The organism is Pseudomonas sp. GW821-FHT02B10 (assembly GCF_059421865.1).
In genome coordinates this window covers 53,181-73,518 of the sequence record NZ_JBWKVU010000006.1, presented here as the reverse complement: position 1 = coordinate 73,518, position 20,338 = coordinate 53,181, and the positions used below count along the sequence as shown (strand labels likewise).

The window sequence follows — 20,338 nt, the reverse complement described above, 5'->3', positions numbered from 1 at the left end:
TGCCCTGCTTCTGTAGGAGCACAGCTTGCGTGCGATAAGGCCTTGGCGATGTATCTGTCAGACCGTCTCACCCTTCATCACGGGCAAGCCTCGCTCCTCCAGACGAGCGCTTCCCATCACGCAGCTCGCTCATCCCCCGGATTGCGCTCGAAGTAACGCTTGTATTCACGACTGAATTGCGAGGTGCTCTGGTAGCCCACCCGATGCGCCACCTGGGCCACGCCCAACCCCTCTCCCAGCAGCAACTGCTGCGCCTTGAGCAAGCGCAGGCGCTTGAGGTACTGCACCGGCGACAGCAGTGTGCTGCGCTTGAAGTGCTCATGAAAGGTCGAGGTGCTCATGTTCGCGCAACGGGCCAGCGTCTCGACGTTCAGCGGCTCGGTGTAATGCTCGTGCAAGTGATTCAGCGAGGCCGCCACCCGGGCAAACTGCCCGTGCTGCTCCACCAGCGCGCGCAGTACATCGGCCTGCGGCCCGCGCAAGACGGTGAACATCAATTCGCGCAAGCGCGCCTGGCCCATCACCTTGCACTCCAGAGGATCGTGCAGGCAGCGCAGCAGGCGCTCCACGCAACCGCGCATCGTGTCATCGAGCACCACCGAGGTCATCGACTCCGGGGTCTGCGCCTGGGCGCTGCGCCCCGCGGCAACGCCCATCGCCAGCACCAGCTCGCCCAACAGCGCCCGGTCGATGGCGATGGACACTCCCAGCAATGGCGCATTGGGCATGGCGAAGGTCTCGCACTCGAAGGGCACCGACAGCGCCTGGATCAGGTAATGCCCAGCGCCGTACTCCAGGGTCCGCGGGCCCAGGTACGCCAGCTTGCTGCCCTGGGCGATGATCATCAGGCTCGGCTCGTAGATATGCGGGCCGCGGGCCACGTCGCAACTGGCTCGCAACACCTGGACCCCGGGCAGCCCCGTGGGAACGAAACCGTCGCGGGTCGCAAGAGGCTGGATCAGGGACACCAGGGTGGCATTGGCATCGAGATGGCGGGTCAACAACATGGGAAAAACTTCACGGAAAAAGGGATGAAAACATCATCGCAGGTCTGCACGCCAATGCCGCGCGCAAATGGCCGATGGCGGAGGAATAGGCATGACATGCCGAGGAATCGCCATGTTCGCGCCAGGCAGCGGCGCCGAAAATGGCCCGCCTCACCTGTCAGTGCTTTTGCGAGGTTCATCATGTACACAGCCATCGGTTACGCCGCCCAGTCCGCCACCACTCCCCTCGCCCCCATGAGTTTTCAGCGCCGCAGCCCGCGTCCCGACGACGTGGCCATCGAGATTCTCTACTGCGGCGTCTGCCACTCCGATATCCACCAGGCCCGCAATGAATGGGGCATCGCCGTGTACCCGCTGATGCCGGGCCACGAAATCGTCGGCAAGGTCACCGCCGTCGGCGCCCAAGTGACCAGGCATAAGGTGGGCGACCTGGTCGGCGTCGGCTGCATGGTCGACTCCTGCCGGCATTGCGAAGCCTGCGCCGCCAACCTGGAGCAATACTGCCTGGAAGGCCCGACCATGACCTACGCCACCCCGGACCGGGTCGACGGCAGCAACACCATGGGCGGGTACTCCGACAGCATCGTGGTCAGCGAGCACTTTGTCGTGCGCATTCCCGAGAAACTCGACCTGGCCAGCGCCGCGCCGATCCTCTGCGCGGGCATCACCACCTACTCGCCGCTCAAGCATTACGGGGTAAAGGCCGGCGACAAGGTGGGCATTCTCGGCATGGGCGGCCTGGGCCACATGGGCATCAAGTTCGCCAAGGCCCTGGGCGCAGAAGTGACCCTGTTCACCCGTTCGGCGAGCAAGGCCGAGGAAGCCCGTCGCCAGGGCGCCGATCATGTGATCGTCTCTACCGATGCCGAGCAGATGAAGGCCGCGGCCGGCCGCTTCGACTTCCTGCTGGACACCATCCCGGTGCCACACGACCTCAACCCCTACCTGGATACCCTGCGTTTTGACGGCGTACACATCCTGGTCGGCCTGATCGAACCGGTGGACCCGCCCGTACACGCGGCCAAGCTGGTACTGGGCCGTCGCGTGCTGGCCGGCTCGCTGATCGGCGGTATCGCCGAAACCCAGGAAGTGCTGGATTTCTGCGCCGAGCACAACATCACCTGCGACATCGAAATGCTCGACATCCGCCAGATCAACGAGGCTTACGCGCGGATGATCGCCGGCGATGTGAAATACCGCTTCGTCATCGACATGGCGACCCTCAAGCAATAAACGCGACCCAGTAGGAGCGAGGCTTGCCCGCGATGGCGATGGACCTGGAAGAATGCCATCGCGGGCAAGCTTCGCGCCTATGGAAGCCTGAGTCAGCCGCCGAGTTCGGCGGAGATGCCAGCGGCGGCCTGTTTGATCACCGGGATCAGTTCGGCCATCTTTTCCAGCGGCATGTACGGCACGGTGCTGGCGATGCTGATACCGGCGACGATCTGGCCGCTGGCATCGCGGACCGGCGCCGCCACGCAACGGATCGACGGTTCGTTGTCCTCCAGGTCGAAGGCATACCCCCCCGCCACATAGTCCTGCATACGCTGCTGGAACTGCTCCCAGGTCGGCTCTTCGTGCTGCGGCCAGAGCGCATTCCTGCCCCCCGCCGGCAGGCTCGCTTCATATAAGCGCTGCCACTCCTGGGGCGTGCTATCGAGCAGCAGCGCCTTGCCGATCCCGGTGCGCGCCAGCGGCATGCGATGGCCGACCCGCGAACGCATTTCCGGGCCGTTGCGCCCCGGGTTCTTGTGCAGGTACAGCACATCGTCGTCTTCGCGGATTGCCAGGTGAATGGTGTCGCCGGTCAACGCCGACAGCTCATCAAGGAATGGCCTGGCCAGGGTCACCAACGGCAAGGCCTCGCGGGCCTGGAAACCCAGCTCGATCAGCTTCGGCCCCAGCAGGTAGCCGACCTGCGGCACTACCCTCAAATAACGCTCGTCCACCAGGCAACTGGCCAGGCGATGGGTGGTGCTGCGGGTGGTGCCGATCAGCCGGGCGATTTCCTTGAGGTCGCGGGCACCGCTGGCCACGGCCTGCACCACCGCCAGGCCACGGAGCAATGTCTGGGTACCGGTGGGGGCGGCATCCTTGGCGGTCTTTGCTGCGTCGTCCTGCATATCCAGCCTTCCGAGGGTGAGAACGGGCGGCATTATGGTCGCCCGCCCCCCGCCACTACAACTCGATACGCTCGACCTTGCCCACCAGCAGCACGTAGGACAGGGCCCCCGCCAGCGCCAGCACGGCAATGTAGGTAATGGCCGGGGCAAAGGAGTCGCCACTGGCCAGGAAGCCGATGACGATCGGCGTGGCGATCGCCGACAGGTTGCCGATGAAGTTGAACACCCCGCCGGTCAGCCCCAGCAACCGCGCCGGCGCCAGGGTCGAGACCAGCGACCAGGTGATCGAGGCCAGGCCGTTGCCGAAGAACGCCAGCGCCAGGAAGGCGATCACCAGCGGTGTCGACTCGACGAAATTGGCGCCAATGATCGAGGTGGAAATCAGCAGCCCGCCAATGATCGGCAGCTTGCGGGCAAAACCCACCGAGGCGCCGCGCCGGATCAGCCAGTCGGAGAAGAACCCGGAACACAGCACGCCGACAAAGGCCGCGAGGAACGGCAGCGACGCCAGCAGGCCGGACTTGATGAAATCCATGCCGCGGTACTTCACCAGGTAAGTGGGAAACCAGGTGAGGAAAAACCACAGGGTCGAATTGAGGCAGAACTGCCCCAGATAGATGCCCCACAGCTTGCGCTTGCTCAGGACAATCCCCAGGTCGGTCCAGCTGAAACGCGCCTTGCTCCTGGCCGTCTCACGCTGGATATCCACCAGGCCGCCGCCCTGGCGGATCAGGTCGATTTCCGCCGGGTTGGCGCCCTTGAAATCCCGTGGTTCGCGATACACCGCGTACCAGATCGCCGCCCACAGAATGCCCACCGCACCGGTGACGACAAACACCATGTGCCAGCCAAAGGCATGCTGCAGCCAGGCCAGCACCGGGGTGAGAAAAGCCAGCCCGACAAACTGCCCGGAAGTGTAAAAGCCGATGGCCGTGGCACGCTCGCGCTCGGGAAACCAGGTGGTCACCACCCGGCTGTTGATCGGATAGGCCGGCGCCTCCAGCGCGCCCACCGCCATGCGCAGGACGAACAGGGCGATAAAGCTGGCGGCGAAGCCGAGCATCACGGTCGCCAGCGACCACAGCAGCAGTGCCGCCGTGTAGAGAATGCGTGGCGGTACGCGGTCCACCAGCCAGCCACCGGGGATCTGCATGGCGGCGTAGGTCCAGCCGAAGGCCGAGAAAATCAGCCCGACGTGGATCGGGTCGATGCCCAGGTCGCGGGTCAAGGCCGGCGCGGCGATCGACAGGTTGCTGCGGTCCAGGTAGTTGATCACCACCGTGATGAACAACAGCACCATGATGAAAAAACGCTTGCGGCTCGGCGCGACCAGCGACGCCTGCCCGGTGAAGGTTTGCGGTTGCATGGGGATGCCTCTTCTTATGGTTATTGAGGGCAATGTTTCTCTGTACCTGTAGGAGCGAGCTTGCTCGCGATGGCGTCGGTTGCTTCACAGCGATAAGAAGTCAGCCCCTGTCGCCTGCATCGCGAGCAAGCTCGCCCCTATCAGCAATGAATCAACTCACCATTCGGCGAAGCTGCCGTCGGCGTGGCGCCAGATCGGGTTGCGCCAGCGGTGGCCGATGGCCGCGCGCTCGATGACGTATTCCTCGTTGATCTCGATGCCCAGGCCCGGGCCGTTGGGAATCTTCACCATGCCTTGCTGGTAGTCGAAGACGCGCGGGTCCTTGACGTAATCCAGCAGGTCGTTGCTTTCGTTGTAATGGATGCCCAGGCTCTGCTCCTGGATGAAGGCGTTGTAGCAAGCCGCGTCCAGTTGCAGGCAGGCGGCCAGGGCAATCGGCCCCAGCGGGCAATGCAGGGCCAGGGCCACGTCGTAGGCTTCGGCCATGTTGGCGATCTTGCGGGTCTCGGTGATGCCGCCGGCATGGGAAGCATCCGGCTGGATGATGTCGACGTAACCTTCGCTGAGCACCCGTTTGAAATCCCAGCGCGAGAACAGCCGCTCGCCCAGGGCGATCGGGGTATTGGTCAGCGGCGCCAGTTCCTTGAGGGCCTCGTAGTTTTCGCTGAGCACCGGTTCTTCGATAAACATCAGCTTGTAGGGATCGAGTTCCTTCATCAGCACCTTGGCCATGGGCTTGTGCACCCGGCCATGGAAATCGACGCCGATCCCGACGTTGGGGCCGACTGCGTCACGCACCGCGGCTACGTTGGCCAGGGCCAGGTCGACCTTGTCGAAGGTGTCGAGGAACTGCAGCTCTTCGGTGCCGTTCATCTTCACCGCGGTAAAACCACGCGCCACCGCCTCTTTGGCGGCACGCGCGGTGTCGGCCGGACGGTCGCCGCCGATCCACGAATAGACGCGGATCTTGTCCCGCACCTGGCCGCCCAGCAGGTCGCTGACCGACACCCCCAGGGCCTTGCCCTTGATGTCCCACAGCGCCTGGTCGATACCGGCCAGGGCACTCATGTGGATGGCGCCGCCGCGGTAGAAGCCGCCGCGGTAGAGCACGGTCCAGATGTCCTCGATATTGCGCGGGTCCTTGCCGATCAGGTAATCGGACAACTCGTCCACGGCGGCGGCCACCGTGTGCGCCCGCCCTTCGACCACGGGCTCGCCCCAGCCGGTGACGCCCTCGTCGGTCTCGACCTTGAGAAAGCACCAGCGCGGCGGAACGATAAAGGTGGTCAGTTTGGTGATTTTCATCTTCTTGTCTCTCTTGTCGGATGCAGCGCCAAGGGCGCCAAAAAGTCTTAACGCAGCGCATTCCAGGCGGCGACATAGGCCTTGGCGCGGGTCGCCACCTCGTCGGCGCTCATCCCTGGCTTGAACAACCCGGAGCCCAGGCCGAAGCCCTTGACCCCGGCGTCGACGAACACCTGCATGTTGTCCGGGGTGATCCCGCCTACCGGTAGCAACACGGTGCCGGCCGGCAATACCGCGAGCCAGGCCTTGACCACCGCCGGGCCCATCTGCTCGGCGGGAAACAGCTTGAGCACGTCGGCGCCTTCGGCCAGCGCGGCAAAGGCCTCGGTCGGCGTGGCCACGCCGGGCGACAGATAGAGGCCGGCGGCCCTGGCCGCGCGCAGCACCTTGGGATCGCTGTGGGGCATGACGATCACCTGGCCACCCGCGGCCTTGACCTGCTCGACCTGCTCCGGGGTCAGCACCGTGCCGGCGCCGATCAGGCAATCGGCGGGCAAGGCGTCGCGCAGGATGCGGATGCTGTCAAAGGGTTGCGGCGAATTGAGCGGCACCTCGATAACCCGAAACCCCGCCTGATACAGCGCCTCGCCGATGGCCGCCGCTTCTGGCGGACGCAGCCCCCGGAGAATGGCAATCAGGCCATTATGTGCCAGTGCTTGCTTGAGCATGTCGGACCTCTTTTCAAGGGTGAGCGCAAGGGACGCGCGTCAGCAGCCCGGCCGCTTCGGCCAGGTGCCATAGACCGCGTTCGGTGGCCTGTTCGGCCAGGATTGCCCGGGGAAAACCGCAGGCGGACAAGGCCCGGCTGTAACGGGCGCAAAGCTGGGAATTGCCGATCAGCACGATCGGCGGCAACGGGTCGCTGTGGCGCCGGCGCCGCTGCACAGAGGCCAATGCGCAAAGTTCGTGGCCGATCAGCAGGCCCGACAGATAGTCCGGCTGGGCGCGGCCGCTGAGTTCACCGGTCAATCCCAGGCTGCGGGCGCTGAACAGGGTCGACAGCGGGCCGATCTCGCCCTCGGCGGACAAGGCCACCTGCACGCCGCGGTCGAAGGCCTCGGCGTCGAATGCCGCGCCACGCTCCTGGGTGCGGCCGAGAATGCTATGTTGACTGAGCACGGCGAACAGCTCGCCGGTCATGAAGGTGTCGAAATGGACGATGCAGCCATCGACCACCTGCACCCATTTGGAATGACTGCCGGGCAGGCCGATCAGCACGTCGCTCCCTGCCCCGTCTGGCAGCTGCGGCAGCCCCCCCAGCACCTGGGTTTCTTCGCCCCGCATCACGTTCGGCAAGCGCGAACGCTGGATCACCCCCGGCACGATATGCACGTCCACCCCGCGCCGACTGCGCAAGGTCACCAGGGCCTGCCCGAGCTGGGCGACATCCGCCGGGGTCTCGCAGTAACTGGCCTCGCGCCAGCCCTGGGCGCTGCCGACCATGCCGCAGGCAATCACCGGCAGTCCCGGCTGCGCGTCGAGCCAGTCACCGCAGGCCTCATCGAAGGCCAGTTCAAAACCATCGTCGCAGCGCTGGCCGGCAATCATCCGCGCCACCTTCGGCAACTGCATGACCCCCGAGGTCAACGCGCGCTGTTCCAGCACCTGGCCGCCTGCTGCGAGTTTGTAAGCACGAAGGGACGTGGTTCCCCAATCGAGCGCGATCAATTGCGCCTGCATCGCTTCACCTGTGAGTTGTTTTTGGCAGTGAGTGCGTAAGAGCTGATGGCGGCGACTATAAACCCGACCCGAATAAAATCTCAATATATAAATATCATTCCCATATTATGGGATAATACACTGTAACCGCTGCCGAAGACTGCGATAGGACCGAAGGTCCTCCAGCGGGCTCAAGATCCTGCGCCTGCTGCGACGCAATGCCGCCCAGGCCGGACGCAACCTCGCAGGATTGGCAGCGGCTACAGGGCTTGGCGTCGGCAGGCCGGGCGGATGTTAATCAGGGGGCTAGGCGCGTGCTGCGCCGGATATATCAGAGGAGGTCGAAGCTAAGCCGACCAGAGGCGATGCCCCCGGGGGCATCGAAACGGGGGAATTTGAGTTCAGCGAAGACCCTGCGCCAGGGGCGGCCTTGTGGGTCACTTGTTGCCGGGGCGGCATTTCGGGGTTGGGTAAAGCGGCCGGTCAGCCCTGGGCGAACGCGCGCAACACATCGCCATCCATGCGGTACCTTACCCACTCTTCCTGGGGCTGGGCGCCCAGGGATTTGTAGAACTGGATCGCCGGTTCGTTCCACTCCAGCACGCTCCACTCGAAGCGCCCGCAACCGTTGTCGCAGGCGATCCGCGCCAGGTGCCGCAGCAGCTGTTTGCCAGCGCCGCCGCCACGTTGTGCGGGGGTGATGTAGAGGTCTTCCAGGTACAGGCAGTTGCTGCCCAGCCAGGTGGAATAACTGAAGAAAAACACCGCGAAGCCGATCGGCACGCCATCGCGCAGGCAGATCAGGCCGTGGGCCGTGGCGCCCTCGCTGAACAGGCTGCGCTCGATGTCGGCGACGCTGGCGATGACCTCATGGCGAGCACGTTCGTAATCGGCCAACTCCCTGATGAAGGCAAGGATTTGCGGTGCATCGCTGGGCACGGCTGGACGGATTTCGACGGACATCGGCGGGTCTCGGTTGGAAGGCAGGCGGCCATATTAGATCGACAGGGGAAGGACATGCACGGGTATTTCACAGGGATATGCCTGGAGGTCGTGACGGGTGATTGTCCATGTCGGAATTGCCCGATACCTGTAGCCGCTGCCGCTGGCTGCGATCGGTCGCGAAGCGCACGGCACTTTTATCGAAGCCCGAAAGTCCCGCGGGCCTTATCGCAGCCTGCGGCAGCGGCTACAGTGTGCGCCTGTATTTTTACTGCCTGGCTGAAATGACTTCCGACGCTTTTGCTCCCCTGCCCGATCTCGCCAACACCCTGCTGCCCTATGCGCTGGAGCCCGTCGACGACGGCGCCCACGACCTGTCGCACCTGCAACGGGTGTGGGCCAATGTGCGGCGCATCGCCCGGGAAGACGGCGGCGATCTGCAAGTGCTGCTGGCCGCCACGCTGCTGCACGACTGCGTCGCCGTGGAAAAGAGCTCACCGCTGCGCGCCCAGGCCTCGCGCCTGTCGGCGGAAAAGGCCTCGGCCCTGCTGCACCGACTGGGCTGGCCCGAAGCGAAGATCGCCGCGGTGGCCCACGCCATCGAAGCCCACAGTTTTTCCGCCACCATCGAGGCTCGCACCCTGGAGGCGAAGATCCTGCAGGACGCCGACCGTCTCGACGCCCTGGGCGCTCTCGGTGTGGCCCGCACCTTCTATGTCGGCGGCCGGTTGAACCGAGCCTTCTACGACCCCTACGACCCGCACGCCGAACACCGCGGCTACGACGACCTGAACTTCACCCTCGACCACTTCCACACCAAGCTGCTGCACTTGGCCGAGGGTTTCCAGACCGTGACCGGCGCGCGCCTGGCGCAGGTGCGCCATGCCCGCCTGAAGCGCTTCATGGACGAATTCATCGACGAGATCGGTGGCTGACTTACTCCGCTGCGGGCTAATCCTGAAGCCTGCAAGATCACAACTAACGCGACAGCCGCCCATGGTAGAACGGCGCCTCATGAATCCAACAAGAACGAGGCCTGCGCATGTCCAGCGCTACCCCACCCCCCATGGTTCCAGCCAGGCTGTTCGGGCTGTTCTGCGTTGCCAGCTACCTGCTGTCGCTGTCCTATGGCTCGACCTTCCTGCTCTCGCTGCTGATCGGCTCGCGCGGTGGCAATGAGCACGATGCCGGCAGCGTGATTTCGGTCGCCATGCTCAGCACCTTGGTCGCCGTGATCTTCTCCGGGCACCTGTCGGACCTGCTGGGCGCCGCGCGCTCGATTGCCCTGTTCGGCTGCCTGCTGGTGGTCGCCAGCCTGGGCTTTGCCCTGGCGCCGGGCTTCGGCGATGCCCTGCTGTTTTTCGGCCTGACCCTGGGCCTGGGCTGGGGCGTGTTCTACACCCTGGGGCCGATCATCGTGGCGATGATGGTGGCGCCGGCGCAGCGGGCCAGGTTCTTCGCCCTGTTGTCGGGCAGCATGATGAGCGGCATCGGCTCGGCCCCGTTGCTGGGGCGACTGGCCAATGCCCTGGGCTACCCGTTGAGCACGGCGTTTCTGCTTGCCGCGGCCGCCAGCCTGATCGGCGTGCTGATCTTCTGGCGCCTGGGCGCGATGCTGAAAAGACACCCCAGCCATCTGGGGACCGGCGTGGCGAAAATCAGTTGCGCCAGCAGCGCTCGGGTGCTCTCGTCGAAGGCGTTGTTCCCGATCCTCATGGTCGCTCTCGGCGGCTGCGTATTCGGTGGCCTGTCGAGTTTCCAGACCAGCTACGCGGCCTCCCGCTCGCTGGACTATTCGCTGTTCTTTCTCGGCTTCATGGCAGCCGCCATCGGCAGCCGTTTGCTGATCGCCGGCTTCGTGGTCAAGCGCGACGCCTATCGCGCGGCATGCCTGCTCTCGGGGCTGATGCTGGGGTCGATCCTGATGTTCCAGCTGCTGGTCGATGACGCGGTGAGTTATCTGCTGGCCGCCGTGGTGCTGGGGATCGGCTACGGCCTGACGTACTCGGTGATCAACGGCCTGGCCGCCAACGAAGCTCCGCCCGGCGACACCTCGCAAGCCTTGCTGCTGTTCAGCCTGGCCTACTTCATCGGGGTATTCGGTTTTCCGCTGCTGGCCGGGCGGATCATCGTCGAACAGGGCATGTCGGCGCTGATGCTCACGGTGCTGGGCATCGCGCTGCTGAATTGGCTGATCAGCGTCGGGCGCCTGGTCTGGCGCGGGCTGAAACCCGAAGGGGTCGCGCAGAACACCTGAACTGTTCGTCGCTCATCAGGCACCCATCAAAATCGCCGGCAGCCCAAGATCAGGTAGCGACTCAAAAAAAACCATGGAGGCGACATCATGATCAACTCCAGGCTGACCTGGCCGGACTGCTGTCCTCGGCGGAGGAACTCGGCTTGATCCAGGAGGGCCATGTCAACCGCGACCAGGCGGGCGAACATATCGTGGACCCACCGATCAAGCTGACGGCTACCGGCGTCGAAATGGCCCGCAAACTGGACGCCTGGCCGACGGCCGCGGGCAGCCGCTCAGCGTTACTGGCGCCCGCGTGACGACGCGGGCGCCAGCCACCTCGACTCAGCAGGTCGGATGGTTGAAGCGATTGATCATGTTGCCGTAGGTGCGGTTGTAGCGGTTGGCCGAGCGGACGATACTCGAACTCTGCATGTGTGCCGGCAGGTTCTTCATCGCGCCCTCGGGAGCGCGCTTGTACACCCCGTCCTTGACATCACGGACGATCGAACGCGACTGGCCGATGAACTCATTGATTTCCAGCATGCCGCCACCGCACGACTTGCCGCTCTGTGCGGCCTGGGCGCTGACCTTGCCATTCCAGCCCGCGGCCGCGTCGGCCACCAGTGCCAGGGACTTCTCGAAGGCCGCCAGGGCCTGCGGATCGTTCGGTTCGGCGAACAGCGTCTCGGCATCCGCGGTGTTGAGTTTGCCGTAGTAGATCAGCCCGGCACGGTAGTAGGCCGCGGTGTCTTTCGGCGCCTCATCGAATGCCTGCTTGGTCAGCGCCAGGTCACGCGCCCCAAGGCCGGCGTAGAAGTCCTGCTCCTTTTCGCTGACCGCGGTCAGGGCGGCCAGGTAGGCCTGGCCCTGGCGACGGGCCAGGTCGCCGTTGTCGCTCAGGTAGCCCTTGGAAGTGGCGTAGTTCTGCAGTTCATGGCTCAAGGGCGAGAGGGTTTTCAGGGCCGCGGAAAAGGCCTGGGCCGCCTGGTCCACTTCCGGGATCGGCGTATCGATGGCCAGGGCGCCGTCCAGGGCCCGGCTCAGGCGATCGATGAGGATATCGTTGCCAATGCTGAAGGCAGTGATCGGCGCCTTGCCCGCCAGGGCCGGCACCTCGTACTGCTGGTAACGCTGGAGGAAGGTCTGGAAGGATTCGCTGATGCTGTTCGCCGCACCGACGTACTGGTTGTATTTCTCTATTTCCTGTTGCCGGGTATCGACCTGCGCGACGGGCTGGCTGACCTTTTCACTCTTGTCGCCACAACCGGCCAGCAGCACGCTGCCGCCCAACAGAGCCGCAGCCAAAAACATCCGGGTATTCATTGGTTCATTCCTTTAAAAACAGGCCACGACCAACCGCACGGCAGCGACAGACCGGTGACGGGGTTGGATGGGCACAACAGGGGATTGACGGCAGGCGTGCCGTGTCGATCAGCCGCCCCTGATCTGGGGCGTGAGAATCATCCATGAGTAACTCGCGAAAAGGCCTGAGAATTCGTCAGACGCATCCATTTCCGGGGCAGGCATTGTGCGAGACTTCCCCCGCCCTGGCAAACCTCGGGCCGCCCTGGCCTGCCCCTCTTGCGCGAAATGCCGTGCTTCTGTGATAGCGATCACACCCTCTGGCAGGGTATCCAGAGCCCATCCGTCGATTCCCGGGCACTTATCGGCCTTTTCCCCGCCCCAACTTCAGGTACCCATTGCCAAAGGAGAGCCCTCATGCCTCGTGGAAGCAAAGCCAAATACACCGCCGAACAGAAGCGCAAGGCCGCGCATATCGAAGCCGGCTACGAAGCCAAGGGCGTGCCCAAGGACGAGGCCGAAGCCCGCGCCTGGGCCACGGTGAACAAGCAGTCCGGTGGAGGGGAACGGGCCGGCGGTTCCGGGCAACGCACACCGGCCTCGGAAAAAACCGCCGCGCGCCAGTCCTCGGCCAGGCGTGCCGTCGCCAGCCGTGAAGGACATGCCCGCAACAGCACGACGTCGCTGAGCACCCAGACGAAGGACAGCCTGCTAAAGGAGGCCCGAACGAAGAACATTCGCGGCCGCTCGACCATGAGCAAGCAGGAACTGATCGAGGCATTGCGCAAGGCGGGATAAACCATGGATCGCGAGCAGGCCTACTCCCGGCGGGAACGAGCTTGCTCGCGATCGCTCTCGTTCAGCCGGCAAACGCCTAGGCTCGGACGCTATCCCCATTGACCAGCGCATCCACCTCCGCTGCACCCGGCGCGGTGGCCGGCCCCCAGCGGGTCACCGCCAGGGCCGCCGCGGCGTTGGCCCGGCGCGCCGCCTGCAACGGTTCCAGCCCCTGCGCCAGCGCTGCGACGAAGACTCCGGCATGGGCATCGCCAGCGCCGTTGCTGTCCACCGCCCGAACCTTGAAGCCCGGCACATGGGCGCTATGGCCATGCTGGCTGACCCAGCAGCCCTGCGGCCCGTCCCTGACCACCAGCAACACCTCCTGCGACAGTTCGTCATGCAGGTGTCGCAGGGCTTCGGCGATGGTCGAGGTCCCGGTGAAGCGCAAGGCCTCGACGCTGTTGCTGGTCCAGATATCGATACGCGGCAGCAGCCGGCGCATGGCCGCGGAGTCCGGCGATTCCACCAGCGGGCCCGGATCGAACACCACCTGGATCCCCTGCGGCAAGGCCAGCAGCCAGTCCAGCAAAGCCTCGGCCTTGCCGACATGCAGCAGGCTGTAGCCGCTGACATAGACAAAGTCATCGGCCTGCACCGCGACACCGTCCAGGTCCTCGGCCGACAGCTGGCCTTCCACCCCGATATAGGAAATGAAGCTGCGTTCGGCCGTGGCTTCGGTCAGCGCCACGCACAGGCCGGTGTCCTCGGTGCGGCTGGCCTCGAGAGCGATCCGGATGCCCTCGGCGCGCATCGCCTCACGTGCCAGATCCCCGAAGCGACCGTTGCCGTGTCGCCCCAGGTACAGCACCGGCAAGCCGTTACGCTGGGCGGCAGCCATCACGTTGAAGCCGCCGCCGGCCTCGAAGCTGGCGGACTGCGCCAGCACATCGCCGCCGGAGCTCGGCAGGCGCTCCACGGACATCACCAGATCGACGATAACCTGGCCGGTGTGCAGCATTCTAGGCATTGGCATTCTCGACAAAAGCACCGCGGCGATCCCTGGCCCCGCCAAGCGCGGCATACACGCCGCCGGCTACCAGGAAGGTGACGATCCAGCCCAGGCCGTTATGGCCCAGCCAGGAATCGGCCAGCGGCCCGGCGAACCAGACGTTGTCGGCGCTGGTGCCGATGGTGGTGAAGCTGAAACCCAGCACTATAGCCAGTGCCCAGGCACCGAAGGCCCGCCATTCGACACCGCCGCGATACCAGTAGGCGCTGCTCGGGCTGACGTCCAGCAGATCCTTGGGGCTGTAGTAGTGACGGTGGATCAGGTCGACCACGAAGATCCCGACCCAGGCGGTTAGAGGCACCGCCAGCAAGGAAATGAAGGTAATGAACGGCCCATAGAAACTCTCGGCGATCAGCATGAAGTAGATGGAACCGGCGAAGATCGCCACGATGTCCACCACCACCGCGTACACCCGCTTGACCTTGAGCCCCAGGGTCAGGGTGGTCAGGCCGGCCGAGTACACCGACAGGTTGTTCGACAGCAGCAGACCGCCGAAAGCGGTGATCAGGTACGGCACCGCCATCCAGGTCGGCAGCATGTCGCGAATCGCCACGATCGGGTCGGTGGCCGAGGCCAGGTCATCGTTGCCCACCGACAGCAGGCCACCCAGGGTAATCAGCAGCACCAGCGGAATGCCGGCGCCGAAGGCCGCCGATGCCACCAGGCGCGAGGCCTTGACGCTACTGTGCTGGTAACGCGACATGTCGGCACCGGTATTGGCCCAGCCGATACCGGTGCCCGCGGCCATGGTGCCGATACCGATGATCATCGCGCTCAACGGCGCCGGGGTGGCGTTGAACACCGCGCTCCAGTCGATGGTGGCGCAGAGGAAGCCGCCCACCAGCAGGTTCAGCGCACCGAACACATAGGTGGCCCACTTCTGGATCACCAGCAAGGTGGCGTGTCCGAGGCCGGAGACGGCCAGGGTCAGCAGCACGAAAATGCCGATGAACAGCAGGGTCAGCAGCGGCGCACTCTTGGCTTCCACCGGCGAGCCGAACAGGATCGAACACAGCGACAGCAGGACGAAGGCAGCGGTAGTGGTGTTGACGGTTTCCCAGCCCACCCGCGACATCAGCGACACCAGGGTCGGGCCGATATTGCCGCGCACGCCGAAGATCGCCCGCGACAGCGTCAGGCTCGGCGCCCGCCCGCGACGCCCGGCGATGGAGATGATCCCCACCACCGCGAACGAACCGGCGGCGCCGAGGATGGCAACGATGATCGCCTGCCAGATCGACAGGCCACGAAAGGCCACCAGGGTCGCCCCCAGCGGCAAGCCGAGGATGCTGATATTGGCGGCGAACCAGACCCAGAACAGTTGCAGCGGATGGCCGTTGCACTCGCCTTCCGGCACCGGCTCGATGCCGCGGGTTTCCAGTTGCCCGGCGCTTTGCCCGGGGTTCGATGCACTCATGAAAAAACTCCTGTTGCCTTTGTTGTGATTGTCGGCAATTTCGGAAGTCGATCAGACATCCCGGCATTCCTAGCCGTATTCCTGCTATCCATGGCAAATAGGCCTCAGCGACGGCTCGCGCAGGTGGTGGGAGCCTTGGTCATGCAGCCAGTCTTTAACGCAGGGCCAGCAGCCCCTGCACCAGCGGTTCGAGGTCCAGGTCGTTGACCTGCTTGATCTGCTCGATCAAGGCGGCCGGCCAGCACTCCATCCCCTGGCAGGCACCGAGCATCGCGCCGAGGATGGCGGCAATGGTATCGGTGTCGCCCCCAAGGCTCGCGGCCATGCACAGCGCCTCGAACTCCTGCAGCTCGCTGATGGCCACCTGATGCGCCAGGGCGAAGGACACCACCACCGATTCCTGGGACGCGACGGAGGTGCCGATCACGTCGTACAGCAGATCGGCCAGCAGCGCCTTGTCGCTTTCGACACTGAGGGTGCGCGCCCAACTGATGCGCGTGGCGATACGGCCGCCAGCCACCCAGTGACCATGCCGCTCCGCTTCCAGGGCGATCTGCACACCGATCTGCAAGGCGTCGCCCAGCGGCACGCCATTGATCCCGGCGGACACTACCGCCGCCACCGCCGCCGCGCTGGAGATACCCAGCGTAGTGTTATGGGTGACCTGGCAAGCTTCCACCACCGCGCGGATGAAGCCCTGGACATCGTCGACGTTCGCCGCGATGCCCACCGGGGTGATGCGCATCGCCGCGCCGTTGGTGGTGCCGTAGCGCCCGGCCTCTTCCGCGGTATGGCCGGCGAGGATCATCTCGATGGCGCGCTTGGTCGAGGGGCCCAAAAGGTCCTGGGAGCCCTTGGCCTGCATCGCCGCTTCCCACTCGATCAGGCTGTGGGCCAGCGCCGCCGGTTCGATCCGGCCCTTGCCCGCGACCAGCAGGTCGCCGACCAGGATCGCCTGCTCGGTGTCGTCGGTGATCGAGCCCTTGGGCATGTTGGCGGCAATCGGCTGATCGGGGCCGGCGTCCTCTAGGCGATGGATGGCACCGAAACGCTGCTTGATCTGCTGTCGGCTCAAGGATTGGGTCGGCATGCCCAGGGCATCGCCCAGGGCCAGCCCGTAAAAGGCGCCCAGCGCGCGATCCAGCGGGATCATTTCTGCGCTCCGAATTCCAGGTGCAGGCGAAAGTGCAGCGGGTCGAGAAAACTCTCCACCTGCTCCATGAAACGCCCGCGGCGGTCATAGGTGGTCCGCAGGGCCTTGAGAAACACACTGCCGGCCGGACGTCCCAGCAGTCGTGCCTCTTCTTCACCCAGTGGCTCGGCGCCGATCCATTGATCGCCGCGCTCGCCGATATAGCCGTAGGCGGCCAGGGTAATGGTCAGGGAATCATCGATCAGCCCTACTCGCGGCAGGCTTTCCAGGCCTCCGGTGGCAGGCATCAGGGAACGTTCAAGGGAAACCACGGTGCCGTCGGTAGAGCGTCGGCGCCGGTCCAGGGCGATGAACTGGTCAGTGCCGAAGCGACTGAGCAGGTCGGGACGCTGCACCGCTTCCAGGCGCAGCAGCTCGGTGTTGATCAGCGCCCCGCTATCCGCCAGGGCCTGGGCCCAGCCGTTTTGCTGGTCCAGCACCACACCGTCAAAGGTGACGATGGAGCCGACCCCGCTCTGGGTGGCGATGTAGTTGCGGCGTTTGAGTTCGGCCAGGGCCTCGCGCAAGGTGCCACGACTCACCGAGAATTCCTGGGCCAACTGATGCTCGCCCGGCAGCAGGAAACCGTCCTCCATGAGGCCGCTTTCGATGCGTCGGATCAGTTCATCGACCACGCGTTTTTTCTTGTCAAATCGAACATGTCTAATCATGTACAAATTGATACCCGAAACGGGATCTTCGTCGCAAGATATTTATTCGATCAACAAGAGGTTTCGCAGCTCAGGGCTCCAGGCCGATCGGGAAGAACACCCCGCCGCTCCAGACGCCCAGCCAGTTCTGACCGTCGATCGGACGGCTCACCGCCAGCTCCACCAGTTGATAGAACACGTTGCGGTGCACCAGCGCCTCCAGATTGCTGCGTACATGAACGTAAGGCGCCGGCTCCTGGGTTTGCGGGTCGATTACCACCCGCAGCGGATGCTCGCTGCCGGCGCTGACCTGCTCGTCGACGTTGGTGGTAAAGCGCAGGACCTGGGCCTCGCCTTCCCCTTCAACCTCCAGGGTGACGGCGACAAAGGGCGCGTCATCGACCTTGATGCCGACCTTTTCCACCGGGGTGATCAGGAAATAGTCGTCGCCGTCGCGGCGAATGATAGTGGAGAACAGCTTAACCATCGGTTTGCGGCCAATGGGGGTACCCAGGTAGTACCAGGTGCCGTCGCGGGCGATACGCATGTCGATATCGCCACAGAAGTCGGGGTTCCACAGGTGGACCGGCGGCAAGCCCTTCTGCGCCTTGGGAATCTGCGCCAACAGATCGCTGGCTTTGCCCGGACCACTCATACTGCTCTCCTCGTGCTTGGCTTAATCGCTCAAGCCTAACAGGCTGCGAGCGTATTGTTCGAGCGGCGGGCCAAGCAGGTCTTCCGGCTTTTTGTCGTGGAACGTCAGTAAACCGCCACGACTGCGAATCCGTGCGGTGTCGATCAGATACTGGGTACTAGTCTCGATCAGCATGATCTGAATCACGCCGTTGTCGATCCCCAGGCGATCCACGGCCTCCTGGTCGAACCATTCATCGGAGTTGCCGATGCGGTCGTCGGCCTTGGCAAAACGGGTGTACAGCAGGTAATGCGCACCCACCTCACGGGCCTCGGCCATGGCCTGGTCCAGGCCTTCCGGCGCCCGGGCGCGGCGGATCATGGGGAAGTATTCGATAAAGCCCTTGAAGGCTTCCTCGGCCACCACGTTGGGGCGCGGGTAAGCGCTACCCGGCGGCGCAAAGGCGCCCTGGGCGATGAAAATGAACGAGTCCGGTTGAACACGGAACGAGTTGGAGCGCTGGGTATTACTGTGATCGAGAAAACCCGCATCACTCATGTGATAGCGAACGCCCTCGCCCATATCGCTGACATTCATGCAGCCGCCGAGCCCCAAAAAAGCCAGCAGCAAAACCAGGCTACGCATCCTTCCCTCCAGAAGCCGGTGACGGAAAACCGGCGAATGGCCACGAGATGCAGCTTCCGCGCCAGCTCATGCTCCTCTAGCCGCTGCCGCAGGCTGCGAATGGCTGCGCAGCAGCCACAAACCTGGTGAAGGCTATTGGCTGGAGAGAAATGGGTCGCCTGGATTGGCGAGGGCTACGCCCTCGATCGCAGCCTGCGGCAGCGGCTACAGAGGACGGGGATCAGGGAGATGGGGTTTAGCCGCCGATGATTTTCATCACCGTCGCACCACCGGAGAATGCCACGTCCTGCTTGTCGCCCAAGGCTTTGACCAGCAAGCGCTGCAAGGCTGGCAAGGCCTGGTGGCGCGGCTTGTCCAGCAGATCGCCGACGTAATGCCGATTACTCGACGACAGGCAACCGTGCAGCCAGCCGGTGGACGACAGCCGCAGGCGCGAGCAGGTCCGGCAGAACGGTACGCTTTCGTTGGCGATCACGCCGAAATGACCCTGCCCCGGAATTTCATAGCGTACTGCGGTGGCGTCCACCGGCGCATCGGCCTGCAGGTATTCATAGCGCTCGCCGATCAGGCTCAGCAGTTGCTGCAGACTGACGAACTGCTGCAGGAAAGCGTTGGAATCGCTGGCCAGGTGGCCCATGCGCATCAGTTCGATAAAGCGCAGTTCATAGCCACGCTCCAGGCAGTAGTCGAGCAGCGGCATTACCTGGTCCAGGTTCTGCCCGCGCAGCGGCACCATATTGACCTTGATTTTCATGCCCGCCGCGCGAGCCTGGTCCATGCCGTCGAGCACGGTCGCCAGATCGCCGCCACGCGCAATGCCGCGGAAAGCCGAGGCGTCCAGGGTATCGAGGGAAACATTGATACGCCGGATACCGGCATCCACCAGCAACGGCAGCTTGCGTGCGAGCAATTGGCCATTGGTGGTCAGGCTGATGTCTTCCAGCCCCATTTGCCCCACCGCCGCCATGAAGGCTTCGAGTTTCGGACTGACCAGGGGCTCGCCGCCGGTGATCCGCAGGCGTTCGATGCCTGCGGCCTCGATCAGATAGGCCACGCCGCGCGCCATGGCCTCGGCCGACAACTCGTCCTGGGCAGCCACCAGCCGCTTGCCGTTGGGCACGCAGTAGGTACAAGCGTAGTTGCAGGCAGAAGTCAGGCTGATACGCAGATTGCGAAAACGCCTGCCTTGACGATCAACGATCATGGATGACTCCGGCGAAGGAAGAGTGAACCGACCAAAACCTGACTCAAAAATCAGGTTTTGGCAAGTCCCATGCCTGAGTATATTCCTGGGACACTGCGCCATATAGAGAAATCATGGCGCCATAAGACCACTGAATGAATCAGCTGCCGGAGCTATCGGGGTCGCGCTTGCGCTTGTTGCCCATGCGCACGCCGATGTCCATCAGGAACTGGAAGAAGCCTTCCTGGTCTTCCAGCACGTTGCTCCAGAACGGCGAGTGATACAGCGCCACCGCGCCATGCACCAGCGCCCAGGCCGCACAATAGTGGAAGTAAGGCGGTACGTCTTCGAGCTTGCCTTCGCTGATGCGGCCCTTGATCAACAAGGTCAGGCGTTCGAAGTTGGAAGCACGGATCTTGTGCAGCTCCTCGACCATTTCCGGCACCTGGTTGCCCTTGACCACTTTCTCTTCCAGGCGATCGAACAGCCGGTAACGCTGTGGATCACGCATGCGGAATTCGAAGTAGGCCCGGGACAGGGCTTCCTTATCCTTGTCGACATCGGCAGAGTGCAGCAGCTCGTTCAGGTCGCGCTCATAATCGAGCATCAGGCGCAGATAAATCTCCGCCTTGGACTTGAAGTGCTTGTAGATGGTCCCTTTGCCGATACCAACGGCATCAGCGATCATCTCGACGGTGACGCTGTCTTCACCTTGATCGAGGAACAGCTTGAGCGCGGTATCGAGAATTTCTTGCTCACGGCGACGAAACTCACGGACCTTACGAGGTTCTTTCTGCATAAGAAAAGGTCTGTCGGGGTCAAAAT

The 20,338-nt window shown here is 64.0% G+C and carries 21 protein-coding genes; 5 read left to right on the top strand and 16 right to left on the bottom strand.

What is annotated here, in order from left to right:
* Positions 1–116: 116 nt before the first annotated feature.
* Positions 117–1,007 (bottom strand): AraC family transcriptional regulator, encoded by an 891-nt coding sequence (locus tag AC07VU_RS15325; RefSeq protein ID WP_495030100.1) that lies wholly within the window; start codon positions 1,005–1,007, stop codon positions 117–119.
* 180 nt (positions 1,008–1,187) lie between these two features.
* Here AC07VU_RS15325 and AC07VU_RS15320 point away from each other — a divergent pair, with 180 nt between their 5' ends.
* Positions 1,188–2,240 (top strand): NAD(P)-dependent alcohol dehydrogenase, encoded by a 1,053-nt coding sequence (locus AC07VU_RS15320; RefSeq protein ID WP_495030099.1) that lies wholly within the window; start codon positions 1,188–1,190, stop codon positions 2,238–2,240.
* 92 nt (positions 2,241–2,332) lie between these two features.
* Here the strand turns inward: AC07VU_RS15320 and AC07VU_RS15315 are convergent, their stop codons facing one another.
* The 6 genes from AC07VU_RS15315 to AC07VU_RS15290 all read right to left on the bottom strand — a co-directional run bounded on the left by AC07VU_RS15315 (position 2,333) and on the right by AC07VU_RS15290 (position 8,423).
* A complete protein-coding gene (locus AC07VU_RS15315; protein WP_053260224.1) occupies positions 2,333–3,130 on the bottom strand; it encodes an IclR family transcriptional regulator in 798 nt (265 codons plus the stop codon).
* 55 nt (positions 3,131–3,185) lie between these two features.
* Positions 3,186–4,496, bottom strand: coding sequence for an MFS transporter (locus tag AC07VU_RS15310; protein WP_253363238.1), 1,311 nt, complete (start codon positions 4,494–4,496; stop codon positions 3,186–3,188).
* Positions 4,497–4,652: 156 nt separating this feature from the next.
* On the bottom strand, positions 4,653–5,801 hold the full coding sequence (gene dgoD, locus AC07VU_RS15305) for a galactonate dehydratase (RefSeq protein ID WP_274306015.1): 1,149 nt from the start codon (positions 5,799–5,801) through the stop codon (positions 4,653–4,655).
* Between the two features lie 47 nt (positions 5,802–5,848).
* Entirely contained in the window at positions 5,849–6,469 is a 621-nt protein-coding gene (locus AC07VU_RS15300) for a 2-dehydro-3-deoxy-6-phosphogalactonate aldolase (RefSeq protein ID WP_274306014.1), read from the bottom strand.
* Between the two features lie 13 nt (positions 6,470–6,482).
* Positions 6,483–7,481, bottom strand: coding sequence for a 2-dehydro-3-deoxygalactonokinase (locus tag AC07VU_RS15295; protein ID WP_495030098.1), 999 nt, complete (start codon positions 7,479–7,481; stop codon positions 6,483–6,485).
* Between the two features lie 462 nt (positions 7,482–7,943).
* Positions 7,944–8,423 (bottom strand): GNAT family N-acetyltransferase, encoded by a 480-nt coding sequence (locus AC07VU_RS15290; protein WP_007928100.1) that lies wholly within the window; start codon positions 8,421–8,423, stop codon positions 7,944–7,946.
* A gap of 263 nt (positions 8,424–8,686) precedes the next feature.
* Between AC07VU_RS15290 and AC07VU_RS15285 the strand changes: the two genes are divergently transcribed.
* The 3 genes from AC07VU_RS15285 (at position 8,687) to AC07VU_RS15275 (ending at position 10,958) form a co-directional block, all read left to right on the top strand.
* Positions 8,687–9,337, top strand: coding sequence for an HD domain-containing protein (locus AC07VU_RS15285; RefSeq protein ID WP_495030097.1), 651 nt, complete (start codon positions 8,687–8,689; stop codon positions 9,335–9,337).
* Between the two features lie 107 nt (positions 9,338–9,444).
* A complete protein-coding gene (locus tag AC07VU_RS15280) occupies positions 9,445–10,659 on the top strand; it encodes an MFS transporter (protein WP_495030096.1) in 1,215 nt (404 codons plus the stop codon).
* A 143-nt stretch (positions 10,660–10,802) separates the two neighbouring features.
* On the top strand, positions 10,803–10,958 hold the full coding sequence (locus AC07VU_RS15275; RefSeq protein WP_274306010.1) for a hypothetical protein: 156 nt from the start codon (positions 10,803–10,805) through the stop codon (positions 10,956–10,958).
* A 25-nt stretch (positions 10,959–10,983) separates the two neighbouring features.
* Here the strand turns inward: AC07VU_RS15275 and AC07VU_RS15270 are convergent, their stop codons facing one another.
* Positions 10,984–11,964: a DUF3829 domain-containing protein gene (locus AC07VU_RS15270; RefSeq protein ID WP_274306009.1), complete on the bottom strand. Its 981-nt coding sequence runs from the start codon at positions 11,962–11,964 to the stop codon at positions 10,984–10,986.
* Positions 11,965–12,360: 396 nt separating this feature from the next.
* Here AC07VU_RS15270 and AC07VU_RS15265 point away from each other — a divergent pair, with 396 nt between their 5' ends.
* Positions 12,361–12,741 (top strand): Rho termination factor N-terminal domain-containing protein, encoded by a 381-nt coding sequence (locus tag AC07VU_RS15265; RefSeq protein WP_053260217.1) that lies wholly within the window; start codon positions 12,361–12,363, stop codon positions 12,739–12,741.
* A 76-nt stretch (positions 12,742–12,817) separates the two neighbouring features.
* Here the strand turns inward: AC07VU_RS15265 and AC07VU_RS15260 are convergent, their stop codons facing one another.
* The 8 genes from AC07VU_RS15260 to AC07VU_RS15225 form a co-directional block, all read right to left on the bottom strand.
* The gene (locus AC07VU_RS15260) at positions 12,818–13,750 is read right to left on the bottom strand and encodes a PfkB family carbohydrate kinase (protein WP_495030095.1); all 933 of its coding nucleotides are present in this window, start codon (positions 13,748–13,750) and stop codon (positions 12,818–12,820) included.
* Complete coding sequence (locus AC07VU_RS15255; protein WP_495030094.1) at positions 13,743–15,209, bottom strand: purine-cytosine permease family protein; 1,467 nt, start codon at positions 15,207–15,209, stop codon at positions 13,743–13,745. Before AC07VU_RS15255 ends, AC07VU_RS15260 begins: the two co-directional genes overlap by 8 nt.
* 154 nt (positions 15,210–15,363) lie before the next feature.
* Complete coding sequence (locus tag AC07VU_RS15250; RefSeq protein ID WP_495030093.1) at positions 15,364–16,362, bottom strand: ADP-ribosylglycohydrolase family protein; 999 nt, start codon at positions 16,360–16,362, stop codon at positions 15,364–15,366.
* Positions 16,359–17,072 carry a GntR family transcriptional regulator gene (locus tag AC07VU_RS15245; RefSeq protein WP_007928081.1) on the bottom strand — a complete coding sequence of 238 codons (714 nt, stop codon included), beginning with the start codon at positions 17,070–17,072 and terminating at the stop codon, positions 16,359–16,361. The genes AC07VU_RS15250 and AC07VU_RS15245 overlap by 4 nt, the downstream gene beginning before the upstream one ends.
* Before the next feature lie 70 nt (positions 17,073–17,142).
* Positions 17,143–17,706 (bottom strand): DUF1285 domain-containing protein, encoded by a 564-nt coding sequence (locus AC07VU_RS15240; protein WP_274306005.1) that lies wholly within the window; start codon positions 17,704–17,706, stop codon positions 17,143–17,145.
* 21 nt (positions 17,707–17,727) lie between these two features.
* The gene (locus AC07VU_RS15235; protein WP_274306004.1) at positions 17,728–18,330 is read right to left on the bottom strand and encodes a DUF4823 domain-containing protein; all 603 of its coding nucleotides are present in this window, start codon (positions 18,328–18,330) and stop codon (positions 17,728–17,730) included.
* Positions 18,331–18,565: 235 nt separating this feature from the next.
* On the bottom strand, positions 18,566–19,534 hold the full coding sequence (locus AC07VU_RS15230; protein WP_007928078.1) for a GTP 3',8-cyclase MoaA: 969 nt from the start codon (positions 19,532–19,534) through the stop codon (positions 18,566–18,568).
* A 139-nt stretch (positions 19,535–19,673) separates the two neighbouring features.
* Positions 19,674–20,312 (bottom strand): TetR/AcrR family transcriptional regulator, encoded by a 639-nt coding sequence (locus AC07VU_RS15225; RefSeq protein WP_007928069.1) that lies wholly within the window; start codon positions 20,310–20,312, stop codon positions 19,674–19,676.
* Positions 20,313–20,338 lie beyond the last annotated feature (26 nt).